Source organism: Micromonospora sp. NBC_00821, assembly GCF_036347035.1.
In the GTDB taxonomy this organism is placed as follows: Bacteria; Actinomycetota; Actinomycetes; order Mycobacteriales; family Micromonosporaceae; genus Micromonospora; species Micromonospora hortensis.
Genome location: NZ_CP108880.1, coordinates 3,613,934 through 3,631,645 on the forward strand (window position 1 = coordinate 3,613,934; position 17,712 = coordinate 3,631,645).

The 17,712-nt window shown below is 72.8% G+C and carries 19 protein-coding genes; 18 read left to right on the forward strand and 1 reads right to left on the reverse strand.

Annotated elements, in window-relative coordinates; translation table 11 throughout:
- The first annotated feature begins 19 nt into the window (after positions 1 to 19).
- The 8 genes from OHB44_RS16560 to OHB44_RS16595 all read left to right on the forward strand — a co-directional run bounded on the left by OHB44_RS16560 (position 20) and on the right by OHB44_RS16595 (position 8,120).
- Positions 20 to 1,456: an acetyl-CoA carboxylase biotin carboxylase subunit gene (locus OHB44_RS16560; RefSeq protein WP_330437472.1), complete on the forward strand. Its 1,437-nt coding sequence runs from the start codon at positions 20 to 22 to the stop codon at positions 1,454 to 1,456.
- Positions 1,453 to 2,208, forward strand: coding sequence for an SRPBCC family protein (locus OHB44_RS16565; protein WP_330437473.1), 756 nt, complete (start codon positions 1,453 to 1,455; stop codon positions 2,206 to 2,208). Before OHB44_RS16560 ends, OHB44_RS16565 begins: the two co-directional genes overlap by 4 nt.
- On the forward strand, positions 2,201 to 2,605 hold the full coding sequence (locus OHB44_RS16570) for a cupin domain-containing protein (RefSeq protein ID WP_112587250.1): 405 nt from the start codon (positions 2,201 to 2,203) through the stop codon (positions 2,603 to 2,605). Before OHB44_RS16565 ends, OHB44_RS16570 begins: the two co-directional genes overlap by 8 nt.
- Positions 2,602 to 3,876, forward strand: coding sequence for a beta-ketoacyl-[acyl-carrier-protein] synthase family protein (locus OHB44_RS16575; protein ID WP_112673494.1), 1,275 nt, complete (start codon positions 2,602 to 2,604; stop codon positions 3,874 to 3,876). Before OHB44_RS16570 ends, OHB44_RS16575 begins: the two co-directional genes overlap by 4 nt.
- Positions 3,873 to 5,144, forward strand: coding sequence for a beta-ketoacyl synthase N-terminal-like domain-containing protein (locus tag OHB44_RS16580; RefSeq protein WP_330437474.1), 1,272 nt, complete (start codon positions 3,873 to 3,875; stop codon positions 5,142 to 5,144). The genes OHB44_RS16575 and OHB44_RS16580 overlap by 4 nt, the downstream gene beginning before the upstream one ends.
- Complete coding sequence (locus OHB44_RS16585) at positions 5,144 to 5,461, forward strand: antibiotic biosynthesis monooxygenase family protein (protein ID WP_238685776.1); 318 nt, start codon at positions 5,144 to 5,146, stop codon at positions 5,459 to 5,461. Before OHB44_RS16580 ends, OHB44_RS16585 begins: the two co-directional genes overlap by 1 nt.
- A 156-nt stretch (positions 5,462 to 5,617) precedes the next feature.
- Positions 5,618 to 6,445 (forward strand): M55 family metallopeptidase, encoded by an 828-nt coding sequence (locus OHB44_RS16590; RefSeq protein WP_330437475.1) that lies wholly within the window; start codon positions 5,618 to 5,620, stop codon positions 6,443 to 6,445.
- A gap of 286 nt (positions 6,446 to 6,731) precedes the next feature.
- Complete coding sequence (locus OHB44_RS16595; protein WP_266302593.1) at positions 6,732 to 8,120, forward strand: class I adenylate-forming enzyme family protein; 1,389 nt, start codon at positions 6,732 to 6,734, stop codon at positions 8,118 to 8,120.
- On the opposite strand, the gene OHB44_RS16600 is transcribed toward OHB44_RS16595, so the two are convergent.
- Positions 8,048 to 8,734 (reverse strand): 4'-phosphopantetheinyl transferase family protein, encoded by a 687-nt coding sequence (locus tag OHB44_RS16600; protein WP_266302592.1) that lies wholly within the window; start codon positions 8,732 to 8,734, stop codon positions 8,048 to 8,050. The two genes, OHB44_RS16595 and OHB44_RS16600, sit on opposite strands and share 73 nt — an antisense overlap.
- 15 nt (positions 8,735 to 8,749) lie before the next feature.
- On the opposite strand from OHB44_RS16600, the gene OHB44_RS16605 reads away from it, so the two are divergent.
- The 10 genes from OHB44_RS16605 to OHB44_RS16650 all read left to right on the forward strand — a co-directional run bounded on the left by OHB44_RS16605 (position 8,750) and on the right by OHB44_RS16650 (position 17,711).
- A complete protein-coding gene (locus tag OHB44_RS16605; protein WP_203119726.1) occupies positions 8,750 to 9,016 on the forward strand; it encodes an acyl carrier protein in 267 nt (88 codons plus the stop codon).
- Entirely contained in the window at positions 9,016 to 9,261 is a 246-nt protein-coding gene (locus OHB44_RS16610; RefSeq protein ID WP_112587240.1) for an acyl carrier protein, read from the forward strand. The genes OHB44_RS16605 and OHB44_RS16610 overlap by 1 nt, the downstream gene beginning before the upstream one ends.
- Positions 9,254 to 10,357, forward strand: coding sequence for a beta-ketoacyl-[acyl-carrier-protein] synthase family protein (locus OHB44_RS16615; protein ID WP_266302591.1), 1,104 nt, complete (start codon positions 9,254 to 9,256; stop codon positions 10,355 to 10,357). Before OHB44_RS16610 ends, OHB44_RS16615 begins: the two co-directional genes overlap by 8 nt.
- 155 nt (positions 10,358 to 10,512) lie before the next feature.
- Positions 10,513 to 10,950, forward strand: coding sequence for a beta-ketoacyl synthase chain length factor (locus OHB44_RS16620; protein WP_238685771.1), 438 nt, complete (start codon positions 10,513 to 10,515; stop codon positions 10,948 to 10,950).
- A complete protein-coding gene (locus OHB44_RS16625) occupies positions 10,947 to 12,563 on the forward strand; it encodes a class I adenylate-forming enzyme family protein (RefSeq protein WP_266302589.1) in 1,617 nt (538 codons plus the stop codon). The genes OHB44_RS16620 and OHB44_RS16625 overlap by 4 nt, the downstream gene beginning before the upstream one ends.
- Positions 12,560 to 13,798: a beta-ketoacyl-[acyl-carrier-protein] synthase family protein gene (locus tag OHB44_RS16630; RefSeq protein ID WP_238685769.1), complete on the forward strand. Its 1,239-nt coding sequence runs from the start codon at positions 12,560 to 12,562 to the stop codon at positions 13,796 to 13,798. Before OHB44_RS16625 ends, OHB44_RS16630 begins: the two co-directional genes overlap by 4 nt.
- Before the next feature lie 75 nt (positions 13,799 to 13,873).
- On the forward strand, positions 13,874 to 14,965 hold the full coding sequence (gene hppD / locus OHB44_RS16635; RefSeq protein ID WP_238685768.1) for a 4-hydroxyphenylpyruvate dioxygenase: 1,092 nt from the start codon (positions 13,874 to 13,876) through the stop codon (positions 14,963 to 14,965).
- Positions 14,966 to 15,020: 55 nt separating this feature from the next.
- A complete protein-coding gene (locus tag OHB44_RS16640) occupies positions 15,021 to 15,950 on the forward strand; it encodes a phytanoyl-CoA dioxygenase family protein (protein WP_330437476.1) in 930 nt (309 codons plus the stop codon).
- A 1-nt stretch (position 15,951) separates the two neighbouring features.
- On the forward strand, positions 15,952 to 16,743 hold the full coding sequence (locus tag OHB44_RS16645) for a DUF3050 domain-containing protein (RefSeq protein ID WP_330437477.1): 792 nt from the start codon (positions 15,952 to 15,954) through the stop codon (positions 16,741 to 16,743).
- The gene (locus tag OHB44_RS16650) at positions 16,740 to 17,711 is read left to right on the forward strand and encodes a thiamine pyrophosphate-dependent dehydrogenase E1 component subunit alpha (protein ID WP_330437478.1); all 972 of its coding nucleotides are present in this window, start codon (positions 16,740 to 16,742) and stop codon (positions 17,709 to 17,711) included. The genes OHB44_RS16645 and OHB44_RS16650 overlap by 4 nt, the downstream gene beginning before the upstream one ends.
- The last annotated feature ends 1 nt before the right edge of the window (position 17,712 follow it).

Genomic DNA, 17,712 nt, shown 5'->3' on the forward strand with positions numbered 1-17,712 from the left:
CGGCGCGGGGTGGTTGACCATGTTCGAGACCGTGCTGATCGCCAACCGGGGCGAGATCGCGCTGCGGGTGCTGCGTGCCTGCAAGGAGCTCGGCGTGCGAACGGCGGTGGTCTACTCCGCCGCCGACGCCGACTCGGCGGCGGTCCGCCTCGCCGACCAGGCCGTCCGGATCGGACCGGCGTCGAGTCGGCGCAGCTACCTCAACGCCGCCGCCATCGTGGAGGCGGCCCGGCAGGTGGGGGCGCAGGCCGTGCACCCGGGCTACGGCTTCCTCTCCGAGGACGCCGACTTCGCCGAGATCTGCGCCGACAACGGGCTGACGTTCATCGGCCCGCCGCCGGCGGTGATGGCCGCGCTGGCTGACAAGTCCTCGGCCCGGGCACTGATGAGCCGCGCCGGCCTGCCGCTGTCGCCGGGCAGTGTCGCGCCGGTGCCGACCGCCGCCGCGGCGGCCGAGGTGGCCGACGCCGTCGGCTACCCGGTGATCGTGAAGGCCGCCGCCGGTGGCGGGGGCCGGGGGATGACAGTGGTGCACAACCCGGGCGAGCTGCGTCGCGCGTACACCCGGACCCGGGCCGCCGCCCAGGCCGCCTTCGGCGACGACCGGGTGTACGTCGAGCGCTACCTCACCGAGGCGCGGCACGTCGAGGTGCAGGTGCTGTGCGACGCCCACGGCAACGGGGTGCACCTGGGCACCCGGGACTGCTCGGTGCAGCGCCGGCACCAGAAACTGGTCGAGGAGGCGCCCGCCCCGGCGCTGCCCGCCGCCGTTCTCGACACCATCGCCGAGACCGCCCTGCGGGGTGCGCTCCAGGTCGGCTTCGTCGGTGCCGGCACGCTGGAGTTCCTGGTCGACGCCGAGGAGAAGTTCCACTTCCTGGAGATCAACTGCCGGATCCAGGTGGAGCATCCGGTCACCGAGATGGTCACCGGGATCGACCTGGTGCACGAGCAACTCCACATTGCCGCCGGCGTACCGCTGCGGTGGCGGCAGGAGGAGATCCGCCTACACGGCGTCGCTGTGGAGTGTCGGGTCAACAGCGAGGACCCCGCGCGCGGCTTCGCCCCCACCCCCGGCCGGTTGGAGCGGTTCACCCCACCCGGTGGCCCGTTCACCCGGGTGGACACCCACGCCAGCGCCGGTTACCTGGTCGGCCCCTGGTACGACTCGCTGCTCGCCAAGGTGATCGTCTGGGCGCCCGACCGGGAGCTGGCCCTCAACCGGCTGGAACGTGCCCTCGACGAGTTCGACATCGCCGGTCCGGGCGTGCACACCACCATCCCGTTCGTCCGGCGGGTGCTCGACGACGCCGCATTCCGCAAAGGCCGCTACACCACCGGCCTGGTCGACCGTCTGCTCGCCGCGCCCGCGCCCGCGCCGGAGCCGACCGTCCCTCCCGCACCGCGCACCGCGCCCGCCGCAGATCCCGACGCAACCCACAGGAGGACCCGATGACCGTCACCCATGGTCGCCCGATGACCGCCGAGATCACCGACATCCTGGTGGCGCACTGCGGGCTGGACGCCGACGCCGCGGCCCGGGCGCCCGCCGCGTCTCTGGAGGAGCTGGGCATGGACTCGCTCGCCCTGCTGGAACTGTCGGCGGTCGTCGCCGACCGCTGGCAGGTGGTCATCCCCGAACAGGCCGGACAGTTGAGCATCCCGGCGGTGGCCGACCTGGTCGCCCGGCGCGCCGACCCGCCCGGGCACACCGAGAACAGCGTGGTCATCGACGCGCCGCTGGGGCTGGTCTGGGAGGTCACCAACGACGTGGCGAACTGGACCGAGCTGTTCACCGAGTACGCCGTGATGGAGATCCTGCACCGCGAGGGGCACACGGTGCGGTTCCGCCTCACCATGTACCCCGACGAGAACGGGGTGTCCTGGAGCTGGGTCAGCGAGCGCACCGCCGACCCGGTGACCAGGCAGGTCCGGGCGCACCGGGTGGAGACCGGGCCGTTCGAGTACATGCGCATCCACTGGCGCTACACCGAGGAGGCCGGTGGCACCCGGATGGCCTGGACGCAGGACTTCGCGATGAAGCCGACCGCGCCGGTCGACAACGTCGCGATGACCGAGCGGATCAACACCAACAGCGTGATCCAACTTGCGGTGATCAAGGACCGGGTGGAGCGGATCGCCTGGCAGCGCGCCGACCAGGGCGGCCCGACCGCCAGCGACGCACCGACGGGAGCCGACGATGAGTGACCTGAGCACCCGCCCGATCGCCGCCCGGGACGTACCCGCCGACCGCCGGCGCGGCGGTGAGCTGCGGGTGCTGCTCGGCCCCCGCACCGTCGGCAGCACCTCGGGTTTCCTCGGGGTGGCCACGCTCGAGCCGGGGGAGCGGATCGCCGAGCACTACCACCCGTACAGCGAGGAGTTCCTGTACCTGGTGCGGGGCGCGATCACAGTGGACCTGGACGACCAGCCGACGCTGCTGGCCGCCGGTGAGGGGCTGTTCGTGCCGGTGAATGTGCGGCACCGGCTGCGCAACACCGGCGTCGAGCCGGCCGAGGTGGTCTTCCACCTGGGCCCGCTCGCCCCCCGGCCCGAACTGGGCCACGTCGACACCGAGTTGGTCGAGCAACGGGGCGGGTCATGACCGGGCGCCGCACGGTGGTGACCGGAATCGGGGTGGTCGCCCCGGGCGGCGCCAGCCGGGACCGCTTCTGGAAGACCATCACCGAGGGGCGGACCGCCACCCGGCGGATCAGTTTCTTCGACCCGTCGGCGTTCCGGTCGCAGATCGCGGCGGAGTGCGACTTCGACCCGGTCGCGGCGGGGCTGAGCGAGGCCGAGCGACGCCGGGCCGACCGGTACGTGCAGTTCGCGCTGGCCTGTTCCGCCGAGGCGGTGGCCGACGCCCAGTTGGTGCTCACGGACGCGGAGCGGGATCGCGCCGGGGTGGTGCTGGGCACGGCGGTGGGCGGCACGATGGCGTTGGAGCAGGAGTACGTCACGGTGAGCGAGCACGGTCGACGGTGGCTGGTGGACGGGGCGCGCGGTGGCCCGTACCTCTATCAGGCGCTGGTGCCCAGCAGTCTCGCGGCGGACGTGGCCTGTCGACACGGGCTGCACGGCCCGGCGCAGGTGGTGTCCACCGGCTGCACCTCCGGCATCGACGCCATCGGGTACGCCCACCAGATGATCGTGGACGGTGAGGCGGACGTGATGCTGGCCGGCGCGTCCGACTCGCCGATCTCGCCGGTCACCGTCGCCTCGTTCGACGCGATCAAGGCGACCAGCCCGGACAACGACGACCCGGCGCACGCCTCCCGCCCGTTCGACGCCGACCGGCACGGGTTCGTGCTGGCCGAGGGCGGGGCGGTGCTGGTGCTGGAGGAGGCCGGACACGCCCGGCGGCGGGGAGCGCACATCTACTGCGAGGTGGCCGGCTACGCCAGTCGCAGCAACGGCTTCCACATGACCGGGCTGCGGCCGGACGGGCTGGAGATGGGTCTCGCCGTCACCGACGCGCTACGGCAGGGCCGGATCCTGCCTGAACAGGTCTCCTACATCAGCGCGCACGGCTCGGGCACCCGGCAGAACGACCGACACGAGACGGCCGCGTTCAAGCGGGCGCTGGGTCAGGCCGCGTACCGGATACCGATCAGCTCGATCAAGTCGATGGTCGGGCACTCGCTCGGCGCGATCGGGTCGATCGAGATGGCCGCGTGCGCCCTGGCCATCGAGTTCGGTGTGGTGCCGCCGACGGCGAACTGGAGCACCAGGGACCCGGAGTGCGACCTGGACTACGTACCCAATGAGGCACGGGAGGTCCCGGTGGACGTTGCCCTCTCGGTGGGCAGCGGGTTCGGCGGTTTCCAGTCGGCGATGGTCTTCCGTCGGATGCTCGGCGCGGTGGCGGCGTGAGCGCCGCTTCGCACGGTGCCGGCGCGACGGCCCGGGCGGTGGTGACCGGCATCGGGGTGGTCGCGCCGAGCGGCATCGGCGCGGACGCGCACTGGCGCACGGTCCTCGCCGGCACCCGCCGGACCGGGCCGATCACGTTGTTCGACCCGGCCGGCTATCCGACCCGCTTCGGCGGGGAGGTGCCCGGCTTCACCGCCGACTCCTACGCCGACAGTCGCCAGTTGGTGCAGACCGACCGGTGGACGCACCTCGGCTTCGCCGCCACCCGGCTGGCGCTGGCCGACGCCGGCCTGCCCGACCGGGCCCCCGACCCGTACGGCTACGCGGTGACCCTGGCCAGCTCGTCCGGGGGGAACCTGTTCGGTCAGCGGGAACTGCAACGGCTGTGGGGCGGCACGTCGCGGACCGTCGGGGCGTACCAGTCCATCGCCTGGTTCTACGCTGCCAGCGTCGGGCAGCTCTCCATCCACCACCAGTTCAAGGGCCCGAGCGGGGTGCTGGTCGCGGAGTCGGCCGGCGGGCTGGACAGCCTGGCGCACGCCGCCCGCGCGGTGCGCCGGGGCACCCCGGTCGTGATCGCGGGGGCCACCGAGTGCCCGTTGAGCCCGTACGCGCTCGCCTGCCAGCTGCGCTCGGGGCTGCTCAGTGACGTCGCCGACCCGGAGCGGGCGTACCGGCCGTTCGACGCCACGGCCAGCGGCTACCTGCCGGCCGAGGGTGGAGCCGTGTTCGTGGTGGAGGAGTTGGGGCACGCCCTGGCCCGGGGCGCCCGGGTCTACGGCGAGGTGAGCGGGTGGGGCTCCACCCACGACGCCGCGCACACCACGGCGGAGAGCAGCGGCGACCCGGGCCAGTACGCGCGGGCGATGCGGCTGGCCCTGGACCGCGCGGGCGTCGCCGCCGCCGGAATCGACGTGGTGCTGCCCGATGCTCTCGGCGTGCCCCGTTACGACCGCAGCGAGGCCGAGGCGCTGCGGGCCGTGTTCGCCGACCGGCCGCCCCCGGTGACCACGCAGAAACCGCTGACCGGTCGGGCGTACCAGGGCGGCTCGGCGTTGGACGTGGCCACCGCGCTGCTCGCCTTCGCCCATGACACGTTGCCCGCGTCGGCCGGACCGGACGAGGTGGCCGAGGGCTGCGAGCTGGACTTCCTGCGTGAGCACCGCCGACCGCGAAACCGACTCGCCCTGATCTGCGCGCGGGGCTTCGACGGGTTCAACAGCGCGCTGGTCCTGCGTGGGGCCGCGCCGATGAGGGGAGAGGCATGATGAGCGACAAACGGGCCCGGGTGGTCTTTCTGGTACGGGTGCCGGTACCGCGCACCGAGCAGTTCCTCGCCGCGTACGAACAGGTGCGGCACCTGGTCGCCGGCGGTGTGCCGGGGCACCTGGTCGACCAGGTGTGCCGGTCGTCGACCGACCCGGAGCAGTGGTTGATCACCAGTGAGTGGGCGAGCCTGGCCGACTTCGAAGACTGGGAACGCAGCCCGGAGCACCGGGACCTCGTGCGCCCGATGCGGGAGTGCTTCACCGACGCCCGTTCGCTGCGCTTCCACATCCACGCCCAAACCCCAGCCCTAGCCTGACGCTCCCCGCCCCGCCCCCGCCCCCGCCCGCTCTCCGCGATCTTGCACTTACTGTCGCGACATCATGGACATTCCACGCATCACAGCAACCGAAACTGCAAGATCGGCGCGGTGGGGCGGGCCGTATTTCTCGGGAGCGCGTAGGGTCCTGGAGCCATGAAGGTGCTGATCTCGGTGGACCTGGAAGGCATCTCGGGGGTCGTGCACCCCAGCGAGACGAACCCGGATCGGTACGACTACGAGCGGGGCCGGGCGTTGATGACGGCCGAGGCGAACGCGGTGATCGCCGGGGTCCTCGATGCCGAACCCGAGGCGGTGGTGTGGGTCGCCGACGCGCACGGAACGTTTCGCAACATCCTGCCGGAGGACCTCGACCGGCGTGCTCACCTCGTGCGGGGCAAACCCCGCCCGCTGGGCATGCTCGCGGGGCTGGACGAGCACACGGATGCCGTTCTGCTCGTCGGCTATCACGCTCGGGCCGGTGCCGGGCCCGCCGTCCTGGCCCACACGATAAGCGACGCCGTCCTCGACGTGCGGGTGGCCGGCCGGTCGTTGGGCGAGATCGGCCTCAACGTCGCCATGGCGGGCCACCTGGACGTGCCCGTCGTCCTGCTCAGCGGGGACGACACCGCCTGCGCGGAATTCCGTGAGCTGGTGCCCTCGGCGGTCACCGTCGCCGTCAAGCAGACCCTGGGGCAGGCCGCCGCGGTGGCAGTGCATCCGCAGGAGGCGCGGGAGCGGCTGCGCCGCGCCGCCGCCGACGCGATCGCCCGGCGCGCCTCGATTCCCCCGGCGACGATGGCCGGGCCGTTGGACGTCGAGATCGACCTCTACGGCCCGTACACGGTCGACCTCGCCGTCCTGGTGCCGGGTGCGGTCCGCGTCGGCGGCGGCCGGACTGTCGCCTTCCACGCCGTCGACGTGGCCGAGGCGTACCGGCTGGTTCAGCTGCTGGTCCACCTCGCCGGCATCAAACCCGCCTAGCGCCCGAGAGCCGTCGGGCTCGGCAGACAACCGGACGCCATCGGCCGTCCGGCTGACACCGGCCCGCCGGTTGTGCGAGGGGTCATGCCTCGGTGACGCTCCGCCAAGTCGGCCGCCCGATCCTGCCCGCCGAACGGGCTGTCGGCAATCCGGCTGGCCGCTGCTTTTGATCCATCCATTCGCATCTAGCAATGGCCTTGTGGGCGTCGTATGGTTCCCCGCAGCACCCCGACAAGCGTACGTGATGGGCGGATTCGCCCTCTTTCATGCTGGGCGGTGAACGGCAGTGACGGCAGAAGATCCTACGGCGACCGACCCCGGCTGGGTGGACGAAGTCCTCTTCGTCGGCCACCCGACCGACGTTTGTCTCCGTCTGCCCGAGCCCGTCGACCGGGCCACCCTGCACCGGCTGGTCACCGCCGCGCAGGACCGGTTGACCACCGCCGGACTGCGCCCCGGCGGTGCCGCGGCGCTGCGGTTGCCACCGTCGCTGGCGTACGTGGTGAACCTGCTCGCCACCTGGCGCGCCGGGGGGCAGGCGATCCTGCTCGACCACCGGCTCACCGACCACGAGGTGGACCGGGCGCTGGCCCGGTTGACTCCGCAGGTGGTGGTCGCTCCGGTGCGAACCGGTGGCGGCGCGCTGAAGATCTTCGTCGACGTCACCGAGGGCGTCACCCGGTACGCCGACCGCCCCGCGGTCAGCGGCCACGCCGTGATCCAGCTCAGCTCCGGCTCCACCGGCCCGTCCAAGGTGATCGGCCGCACCGCCGCCGACCTGGTCGCCGAGGTGCACCGCTACACCCGGATCGACGGGGTGGCGCTGCCCGGCGAGCGGATCATCCTGCTGCCCTCGATGGTGCACGTGCTCGGCCTGGTCGGTGGCCTGCTCTACGGGCTGCACGCCGGGGTCGAACTGGTGCCGCCGGAGCGGCTCAGCGGCGACGCCGTGCTGGCCGCGATCAGCGCCGGCACCACACCGGCCACGGTGCTCGGAGTGCCGTTCCACATCGGACTGCTCGCCTCCACCCGCCCGACCGGGCCACTGCCGCAGCTGCGGCGGATGACCACCGGGGGCGAGCTGGTCCCGGCCGCCGTCGCCCGGGCGTTCACCGACCGGTACGGGGTGCCGCTGGGCAACATGTACGGGATGACCGAGGTCGGGGTGATCGGCACCGACCTGCACGGGTCACACCGACCGTCGATCGCCCCCGCCCCCGGGATCGAGGTCCGCGAGTCCGGCGGTGAGCTGTGGGTGTCCTGCCCGGCGTCGCCGTACGTCGGCCTGAGCGACCCGACCCGCTGGTCCGACGGTTGGCTGCACACCCGCGACGCCGGCACCGTCGATGTGGACACCGGCCTGGTCACGGTGCGCGGTCGACTCGACTCGCAGGTCTCCGTCGGCGGGATGAAGGTCGACCTGACCGAGGTCGAGGCCACCGTCGCCGAGCTGACCGGGGTGGCCGCCGCCGTGGTGGTCTGGGACGACGGCATCACCGCGTACGTCCAACCCGACGGCCCGCTGTCGGAGGAGACGCTGGACAAGCTCCTCGCCGAGCGGCTGGCCGGCTACAAACGGCCCCGGGCGCTGCACCTGCTCGATCAGTTGCCCCGTACCACCACCGGCAAGCTGGTCCGCTCGACCGACGCGCTGCGTTCGGCGGTCACCCCGTGACCGGGCCGCTGCACCACCTCGACGTCGACCTGCGTGCTCGCCCGTATGGCGACCGCCAGGACGAGGCCCCCGCCCAGCCGCGGGTGACCGACCCGCAGGGGCTCGGCGCCGGGCACCTGTCGCAACGGCAGCCCCGGCGGCGGCATCAACCGGCGCAGCCCGCCGCCGCGCAACCCCCGCCCGAGCGCCTTGCCGACCGCCTCCTTGGCGGTCCACAACCGCAGGAAGTCCACCGTCCGGCCGGCCTCGGGCCGATCGCCCAACCAGGCCAGCTCGGTGGGCGGGAACCAGCGGCGGGCCAGCGCGAGCGCCGGCAGCGGGCGGATCCGCTCCACGTCCACCCCGACCGCGCCGGCCCGACTGGCGGCGACCACCACCAGCCCGGCGGTGCGGCTGACGCTGACCGCCAGCTCGACCGACCCGGTCACCTCGGCGACCCGGACGACCGGCCGTCCGTCGCGGTCGTGCGTCAGCACCAGCCCGGTCTCCGGGTGACCGAGCAGCAGAGCACCCGCTCGCCGCACCAGCACAGCGGCCCGATCCGGCTGACCGCCGGTGTCCCGGCCGACCCACACGTAGACGGTGTCCCGACCGGACACCGTCAGCTGAGCCACGCAGAGAGGGTATCCATGAGAGCCGAGGTCCGCGCCTTCGTCGTCGAGCAGCTCGCCGACATGAACTACGACGTCGAGGGGCTCGACGACGACACCACGCTCGGCCCGTCCGGCGTCGACCTGGAGTCTCTCGCCCTGGCCGACCTGTCCGTCCGGGTCGAGGACCGGTACGGCCTGACGTTCGCCGACGACGAGTCGGAGCAGCTCGCCCTCATGACTGTCGGCGAGTTCACCACGATGGTCGCCAATCGCGTCACCGAGGCGACGAGCGACAAAGGCTGATGAGCGGTCAGCCCGATCTGGGGCGAGCTGACCTGATGACCATGCTCGCCGAACTCACCGCGAAACCGGCTGCCGAGGTGTCCGACCGGATCGGCTCGATGGAGCTTGCCTGGCTGGTGCACCTCGTCGAGCAGCGCTACGAACGCCGGCTCGACCTCACCGACGACGAGCTGGCCGGCATCCGCACCGTCGACGACGCCCTGGTGGTGTTCCGGGCGTCGCTGACCGCCTCCGCAGATGGTTGAGGCGCGCGTCGCCCAGCTCACCGGTGTGTACGCGGTCAGCGCCCTGGGGCGGGGCGCCGACGCGCAGCTCGCCGGTGTGCTGGCCGGGGTGCCGGCGTTCGGACAGGTGCGACGATTCGACACCGCCGCCCGCCGGGTCACGGTGGCGGCCACAGTGCCCGAGGTCGGTCCGCTCGCGGACGAGCTGGTCGCCGCGATCGACACGGCCTGCCGTGCGGCCGGTCTTCACCGCGCGCAGCGCGCCGGGTGCGCCCTGCTGCTGGCCGTGCACGGCGGCCCGGCCGTGGGCCCGACGCCGGCAGTGCTCGCCGGTCAGCTCGCCGCCCGATGTGGACTGTCCGGTCACACCCGGGTCTACACCAGCGCCTGCGTGTCGGCGAGCACGGCGGTGGCCGACGCGACAGCCCGGATCACCAGGGGTGACGTCGAGCGGGTCGTGGTCGCGGCCGGCTACCTGGTGGAGCCGGACCAGTTCGCGCTCTTCGACGCCGGTCGTGCCCTCGCGGTCGACGGGGCGGTCCGCCCGTTCAGCGTCGGCCGCCGGGGGTTGCTGCTGGGCGACGGCGTGGCCGCTGTGGTGCTGGAGTCGAGCACCGTCCGACGACGCGGTGTCGATCCGGTGGCCACAGTGGTCGGTTGGGGGCGGGCCGGCGACGCGTTCCACCCCTGCCAGCCGGAACCCGGCGGCGCCGGGCTGGCCCGCGCGGTCGACGGCGCGCTGCGCCGGGCCGGGCTGCCACCGCAGGCCGTCGGCTACGTCAACGCCAACGCCACCGGTACCGCGCAGAGCGACGCCGCCGAGGCCGCCGCCCTGCGTCGGGCCCTCGGCGGGCACGCCACCCGGGTCCCGGTCAGCTCCACGAAGTCGGTGCACGGGCACGCGCTGGAGGCGTCCGGGTTGCTCGAACTGGTGGTCACCGCGCTCGCGCTGCGCCACGGCGAACTGCCGGTCAACGCCGGCTGGCTGGGCCCCGACGACTCCTGCCCCCTGAACGTCGTCAAGGACCGTCCGCAGAAGACGGAAGCCACCCATGCCCTGACCCTGAACGCCGCCTTCGGCGGCGCCAACACCGCTCTCCTGGTCGGCGTCGGATGACCGCCCCCCACTCCCCGCGATCGTGCACTTTCTGCCCCGACGAATCCGACCAACGACTCGAAACGACGACCGAAACCGCAAGATCGCCGGGGGAGCGGGCCGGGGAGCGGGCTCGGGCCTTCTGGCCTGAGGGTGGGGACGGTGGCGCGGCGGGGGTGCCGGGGTTTGTGCACTCGGACTTCGCGCCGGTGGTGGTGGCCGTCGCCGAGCGGTGTCTGCGGCGGGGGTACGGGTCGGCGGGAGTGCCCGCCGGAGTGCGGACGGGGATCGTGCTGGTCAGCGCCAGCGGTGATCTCGCCAGCGCCCGACACGTACGGGCCACCGTCGAGGCCGGCGGGCGGATCGGCCCGCTGTTCTTCTTCCAGTCCGTGCCCAACAGCGTCGCCGGGCACCTCGCGGCCCGCTGGGACCTGCGTGGGCCGGTGGTCTGCCTCTGCCCGACCGGCGACCCATACACCGACGGTGTCGCCGAGGCCGACCTGCTGCGCGATGACGGCGACGCCGACGAGGTGTTGCTGATCCTGATCGAACAGGCACCCGACGGGCCGACCGAGGCCGTCGCGGTGCTACTGGGGGGAGGAGCACGACAATGAGGACACGGGGACTGCGCGGCGCACTGGCCGCCGACACCGAGCTGGGTGCGGGCAACGTCCTGGCCCGGGTACTGGCGCACGGCGCCGACCCGGACGGGCCCGGCCTGACCTTCGACACCGCCGTCGACGGGCACCCCGCCGAGACGCCACTGACACTGGGGCGGCTCGACGAGCGGGTCGCCGCCCGCGCCGCCTGGCTGCACGAACACGGGGTACGCCCCCGCGACCCGGTCGCGGTCTGGGCCACCGCCGCCGCCGACATGGTGCTCAGTTACCTGGCGCTGGCCCGGCTCGGGGCGATCCCGGCGCTGATGAACGGCAAGCTCCGCCCGGAGATCGCCGCCGAGTACATCCGCCGCCTGCGGGGCGTCGGTGTGCTGGCCGACGGCGAGCACACCGCGCTGCTGGCCGGGCACGACCTGGGGGTACCAGTGCTCGGCACCCCCGCGCAGGCCGGCACGGGTGACCCGGACACGGCCCCGACGCACTACCGGCACCACCCGGACGACCCGATCGTGATCACCCACACCTCCGGGACGACCGGGGTGCCCAAGGCGGTGCTGCACTCGCACGCCAGCCTCTTCGCTGCCACCCGGCACCTGCTCACCATGCCGCAGGCGCAGGGCACCACCCGGATCCTCAACGCGCTGCCCGCACCGCACACCGCCACTGTGCTGATGGTCAACCAGGCGCTGGGCAACCGCGCGCAGATGTTCCTGCTCTCCGAGCAGGGCGGCGAGCGGGTGCTGGACGCCATCCAACGCTGGCGCCCCGACGGGGTGTTCGGTTTCTCGGTCACCTGGGCGGAGCTGGCCCGCTTCGACCTGTCCGGGTACGACCTGGACTCGGTGCGGCTGTGGTTCAACACCGGCGATGCCTCGCACGAGCCGCACATCCGCCGCCTCGTCGCTGTCGGTTGGCACGACACCGTCACCCGCGACGGGGTGGCGAAGGTGCCCGGTTCGGTCTTCATCGACGGGCTGGGCTCCAGCGAGATGGGGCACTCGATGTTCCACATCACCCACCGCGCCGACACCGACCGGTACGGCCGCTGCATCGGCCGCCCGTACCGGTTCGCCACTGTCGCCGTGCTCGACGCCGACGGCGAGCCGGTGCCGGTCGGCGAGGTGGGTTTCCTGGGCATCGACTCGCCGTCGCTGTTCCGGGGCTACTGGAACGACTCGGTCACCACCTACCGCTTCCGCCAGCGCGGCTGGTACCTCACCGGTGACCTGGTCCGCGCCGACGCCGACGGCCGCTACTACCACCTGGACCGGGCGGTGGACTCGGTCGACGCCGGTGACGGGCGGCGCTTCTACACCGCGCTGTCCGAGGAGCGCATCCTCGCCGCCTGCCCGGACGTCACCGACTGCACCGTGGTGATCGTCGCCGAGACCGGCGCGGTCGTCACCGACGTGCTGCTGGAGTTGGCCGCCGGCGCCGACGAGGCCGAGGACCGCACCGAGCGGGTCCGCGCCGCCCTCGGCCCGGACGTCGGCGCCACACTGCGCCGGGTCGTGCCGGTGCGCTCGGCCGACATCCCGGTAACCGTGACCGGCAAGGTCCGCAAGGTGGTCCTGCGCGAGCGCTACCTCACCGAGGCCAGCTCGTGACCGCGTTGATCACGGGGATGGGTCTGTTCACACCGGTCGGGCGGGGTGTCGAGGAAACCTTCGACGCGCTGACCACCGGTCGGTCCGGGCTGACCCGCCCGCCCGAGGGGCACCCGGCGAGCACGTCGCTGGACGTGGCGGGCCTGCTGCCCGACATCGACCCACGCACAGTCGCGTCCGGGCCGGAGACCCGGGTGCTGGACCGGATCGTCGTCCTCGCCCTGCTCGCCGCCGCCGACGCTCTCGCCGACGCCGGCATCGAGGTGGGCCGCGACGTCGACCCCGAGCGGATCGGTGTGATCGTCGGTGGGGTCGGCGGGATGGCCACACTGGAGTCGCAGGTGCTGGCCCGGGCGGCCCGGGGTCGGGCGGCGGTCAGCCCGTACCTGCTCACCGGGATCCTGCCGAACATGCCGGCGGCGCGGATCGCCATCGCGCACGGTATTCGGGGCTACAGCTCGTCGGTCGGCACCGCCTGCGCCTCCGGTGCCCAGGCGGTCGCCGACGGGGTGCGGCTCATCGCGACCGGAGAGGTCGACGTGGTGATCTGTGGAGCCAGCGAGGCGCCGCTCTTCCCGACCTTCGCCGACACCTTCGGCAACGCGCGGGCGTTGGCGCGCGCCGGCACCGACCCGGGCCGGGCGAGTCGCCCGTTCGACACCTCCCGCAGCGGGTTCGTGCTGTCCGAGGGTGCCGCGCTGCTGGTGCTCGAACGCGCCGAGCACGCCGCGGCGCGCGGCGTCGCCGGGTACGCCGAGGTGGCCGGCCACGGCGCGACGACGGACGCCTACCACCCGACCGCCCCCCGCCCGGACGGCACCGGAGCGGCGGCGTGCATCCGCCGGGCGCTGCGCAGCGCCGGTGTGCCGGCGGCGGCGGTCGGCTACGTCAACGCGCACGGCACCGGCACGAAGCTCGGCGACATCGCGGAGACCACCGCCCTGGCCGACGTCTTCGGCGTCGGCGGTGTGCCGGTCAGCTCCACCAAGGCGCTCACCGGTCACCTGCTCGGCGCGTCCGGGGTGCTGGAGGCGGCGGCCACCGCGTTGGCGCTCGGTCGGGGGCTGCTGCCGCCGACGTACCACCTCGACGATCCGGATCCGGCCTGCCCGGCGGACCACATCCGTGGCGCGCCGCGCAAGGCCGACCTGGAGTACGCGGTCACCAACTCGTTCGGGTTCGGCGGCCAGAACGTGAGCCTGCTGCTGGCGCGCGTCGCCGAGCCGAGGGGGTGATCGAGGCGGCAACCCGGGCGGGGTGTGCCCGGTCGGCAACACAGGGGGAATCGGGTGGGAAGGGTTTCAGGGGACATGGACATCCGTGGTATCGACCACATCGAACTCTATGTGGGGGACGCCCGACAGGCGGCCTTCTACTTCAGCACCGCCGTCGGCTTCGAGATCTGTGGCCAGGGTGGTCCGGAGACCGGGCTGGCGGGACAGCGCTCGCTGCTGCTCTGCCACGGCGACATCCGGTTGCTGCTCACCTCCGGGCTGAGCGCCGAGCATCCGGCGTCGCGGTACGTGCAACGCCACGGTGACGGCATCGGGGTCGTCGCCGTCGAGGTCGACGACGTGTCGGCCGCGTACGCCGAGCTGGTGGGTCGGGGCGCGATCGGGGTGACGCCGCCGACCACCCGCACCGGCGCGGACGCCGAGGTGGTGATCGCCGAGGTGGACGGCTTCGCCGACGTGCGGCACCGGCTGGTGCAGCGCCGGGGCGAGGGGGGCGAGTTCCTGCCCGGCGCGATCATCGCGGCGCCGTCCACGGCGGACGGCCACCCGCCGGTGCTCGCCGAGATCGACCACCTGGCGGTCTGCGTGCCACCGGGCCAGCTCGACGAGACGGTCCGGCACTTCGAGGCGCTGTTCGACTTCGCGCAGATCTTCGAGGAGCACATCGAGGTCGACGGGCAGGGAATGAACTCCAAGGTGGTGCAGAGCCCGTCCGGGCGGGTCACAGTGGTGCTGCTCGAACCGGACCGCACCCGGCGGCCCGGGCAGATCGACGCGTTCCTCGACCAGCACGCCGGTGGGGGAGTGCAGCACCTGGGGCTGCGCACCGACGACATCGTCGGCGCGGTCGAGGCGCTGGGCCGGCGCGGGGTGCGCTTCGCCGGCACCCCCGCCAGCTACTACGACGCCCTGGAGGCGCGGGTCGGTCGGATCGACGCCCCACTGGACCGGCTGCGCGAGCTGGGTGTGCTCGTCGACTCCGACCACGACGGCCAGCTGTTGCAGATCTTCGCCGAGTCGATGCACGTGCGTCGCACGCTCTTTCTGGAGCTGATCGAGCGGCGCGGCGCGCGGGGCTTCGGCAGCGGCAACATCAAGGCGCTCTACGAGGCCAAGGAGCGGGAACTGGCCGCCGTGGCGGCCACGCCACAGGGGGTGGGGGCGTGAGCGCGAGGAGTGAGCCGGGTTTGCGAGCCCCGCAGTCGCGAACCAAGGAGGCACAGTGACCGCGACCGAGTACGAGCCGACGTTGACCGCCGAGGAGCAGGCGCTGCTGCCGTCCGACGACGACGTGCGGCACTACGCCGAGCACGGCTGGTACCTGTCGAAAAAGGTGTTCACCGACGATGAGGTGGACGCCCTCGCCGCCGCCACGCAGCGCTACTACGACGGGGAGCGGGACCGGCGGCTGCCGGTACGACCACCGAAGCTGGCCTACTGGGAGCCTTCCAAGGGCCCCGTGCAGCGGCACAACGACTACGTCCACCACGAGCACGACGGGCTCGGCGCGATCCTGCGCAAGCCGCTGCTCGGCGCTGTCGCCGCTCGGCTCGCCCAGGTCGACGAGATCCGGGTCTTCCAGTCCACGCTGATCTACAAGCCGCCGATCTCCGGCGAGCCGAGCAACATCGTGCCCTGGCACTTCGACAAGCACTACTGGGCGTCCTCGTCGTCGGAGAAGATGCTCACCGCGTTCATCCCCTTGCACGACTGCGGGGAGGAGATGGGCACCATCACGATGGTCGACGGTTCGCACCGGTGGAGGGAGATCGGCGCGGACGACACCGTGGTGCGGCACTTCGCCGACCGGGACCACAGCCAGCTGGAGGAGATGCTGGCCGAGAACGCCGCGTACAACGGCGCGGAGATCCGCAAGATCCCGATGGTGATCCCCAAGGGACACGTGAGCTTCCACCACTGCCGCACCTACCACGGCAGCGGCCCCAACGTCAGCGGTCGCCCCCGACAGGCGATCTCGCTGCACCTGCAGGACGGCGACAACGCCTGGCGGGAGTATGCGCTCTCCGACGGCACGCTCGCCGCGTACAACCACGACGTGCTGGTCCGCCGCACCCACGACGGGCGGCCGGACTACGCGGACCCCGACTACTGCCCGGTCATCTGGCGCCACCGCGCCCAGCAGGGAGGCTGACATGTCACGGTACGACTGGGGTAAGACGCACCCGGGCATCGAGCGGTTGGAGCGGGCGGTGACCGACCGGCGCGACGCCGTGGTCAAGCACCCGCTCTACGCCAACCTCGACACCCACGAGGCGTTGGTCACCTTCATGCGGCACCACGTCTTCGCGGTCTGGGACTTCATGTCCCTGCTGAAGTCGCTGCAACGGCAACTGACCTGCGTCGCGGTGCCGTGGATCCCGACCGGCCCGACCGGCAGCCGCCGCCTCATCAACGACATCGTCATGGTCGAGGAGAGCGACGAACTGGGCGGCGGCTACATCAGCCACTTCGAGCTGTACGTGCAGGGCATGGCCGAGGCGGGCGCGGACACCACGGCGGTGAACGCGCTCATCGACCTGCTGCGCGCCGGCCGACCGGTCACCGAGGCGCTCGCCGAGGCCGGGGTGCCGGCCGCGTCGGCGAGGTTCGCGGCGACCACCTGGCAGATCATCGAGTCCACTCCGGTGCACTGCCAGGCGGCGGCCTTCGCGTTCGGCCGGGAGGACCTGATCCCGGACATGTTCACCCAGGTCGTCTCGGTCAACGAGCACAGCAACCGGCTGCACACGTTCGTCGACTACCTGGAGCGGCACATCGAGGTCGACGGCGAACAGCACACCCCGATGGCCATGCAGATGCTCGCCGACCTGTGCGGCGACGACGACACCAAGTGGCAGGAGTGCGCCGACACTGTCAACACCGCCCTCGCTGCCCGGGCCCGACTCTGGGACGACATCCTGGCCGCCATCAAGGGCCCGGCGTGACCGACGCCGACCCGGTCCGGCTCTACCGCACGGTCCGGCTGATCCGCCGGTTCGAGGAACGGGCGGTGGAGCTGGTCCACGGCGGGCAGATCGTCGGCGGCATCCACCCGTACCTCGGTCAGGAGGGGATCGCCGCCGGCGTCTGCGCCGCCCTGGGTGCCGACGACGTGCTCGCCGGCACCCACCGCGGCCACGGGCACGTCCTGGCCCGTGGGGCCGACCCGGCCCGGATGCTCGCCGAGTTGTGCGGCCGGGTCACCGGCCTCAACGCCGGCCGGGGCGGTTCGATGCACGCCGCCGACCTGAGCATCGGCGTGCTCGGCGCCAACGCGATAGTCGGCGCCTCCGGGGCGATCATCACGGGCGCGGTCTGGGCGCAGCGCCGCCGGGGCCGCGACACCGTCGGGGTGAGCTTCTTCGGCGACGGCGCGGTCAACGAGGGGATGCTGCTGGAGGCGTTCAACCTGGCCGCGCTGTGGCGGGTGCCGGTGCTGTTCGTCTGCGAGAACAACGGCTACGCCACCACCATGCCGGTCGCCGGCGCGGTGGCCGGCAGCATCGCCGGCCGGGCCGCCGCGTTCGACATCCCGGCCGTGCGGGTCGACGGCCAGGACCCCGAGACGGTACGCGTCGCCGCGTGCACCGCCGTCGACCGGATGCGCGCCGGCGGCGGCCCCGAGCTGATCGAGGCCCGGACCTACCGCTTCGACGTCCACCACACCTTCGAACACGCGGTACGCCTCGACTACCGGCCACCCGACGAGGTGACCCGTGGTCGGGCCCGGGACCCGGTGCGCATCCAGGGCGAACGCCTCACCGACACCGACCGCGCCACAGTGGACGCCGAGGTCGAGTCGACCCTCGACGCGGCGGTGCGGTTCGCCCTGGGCAGCCCGGAACCCGACCCGGCCGACGCGTTGACCTACCTGTACGCCAGCGGCCTGACCGCCCGCACCGGAGGTGGCTGAG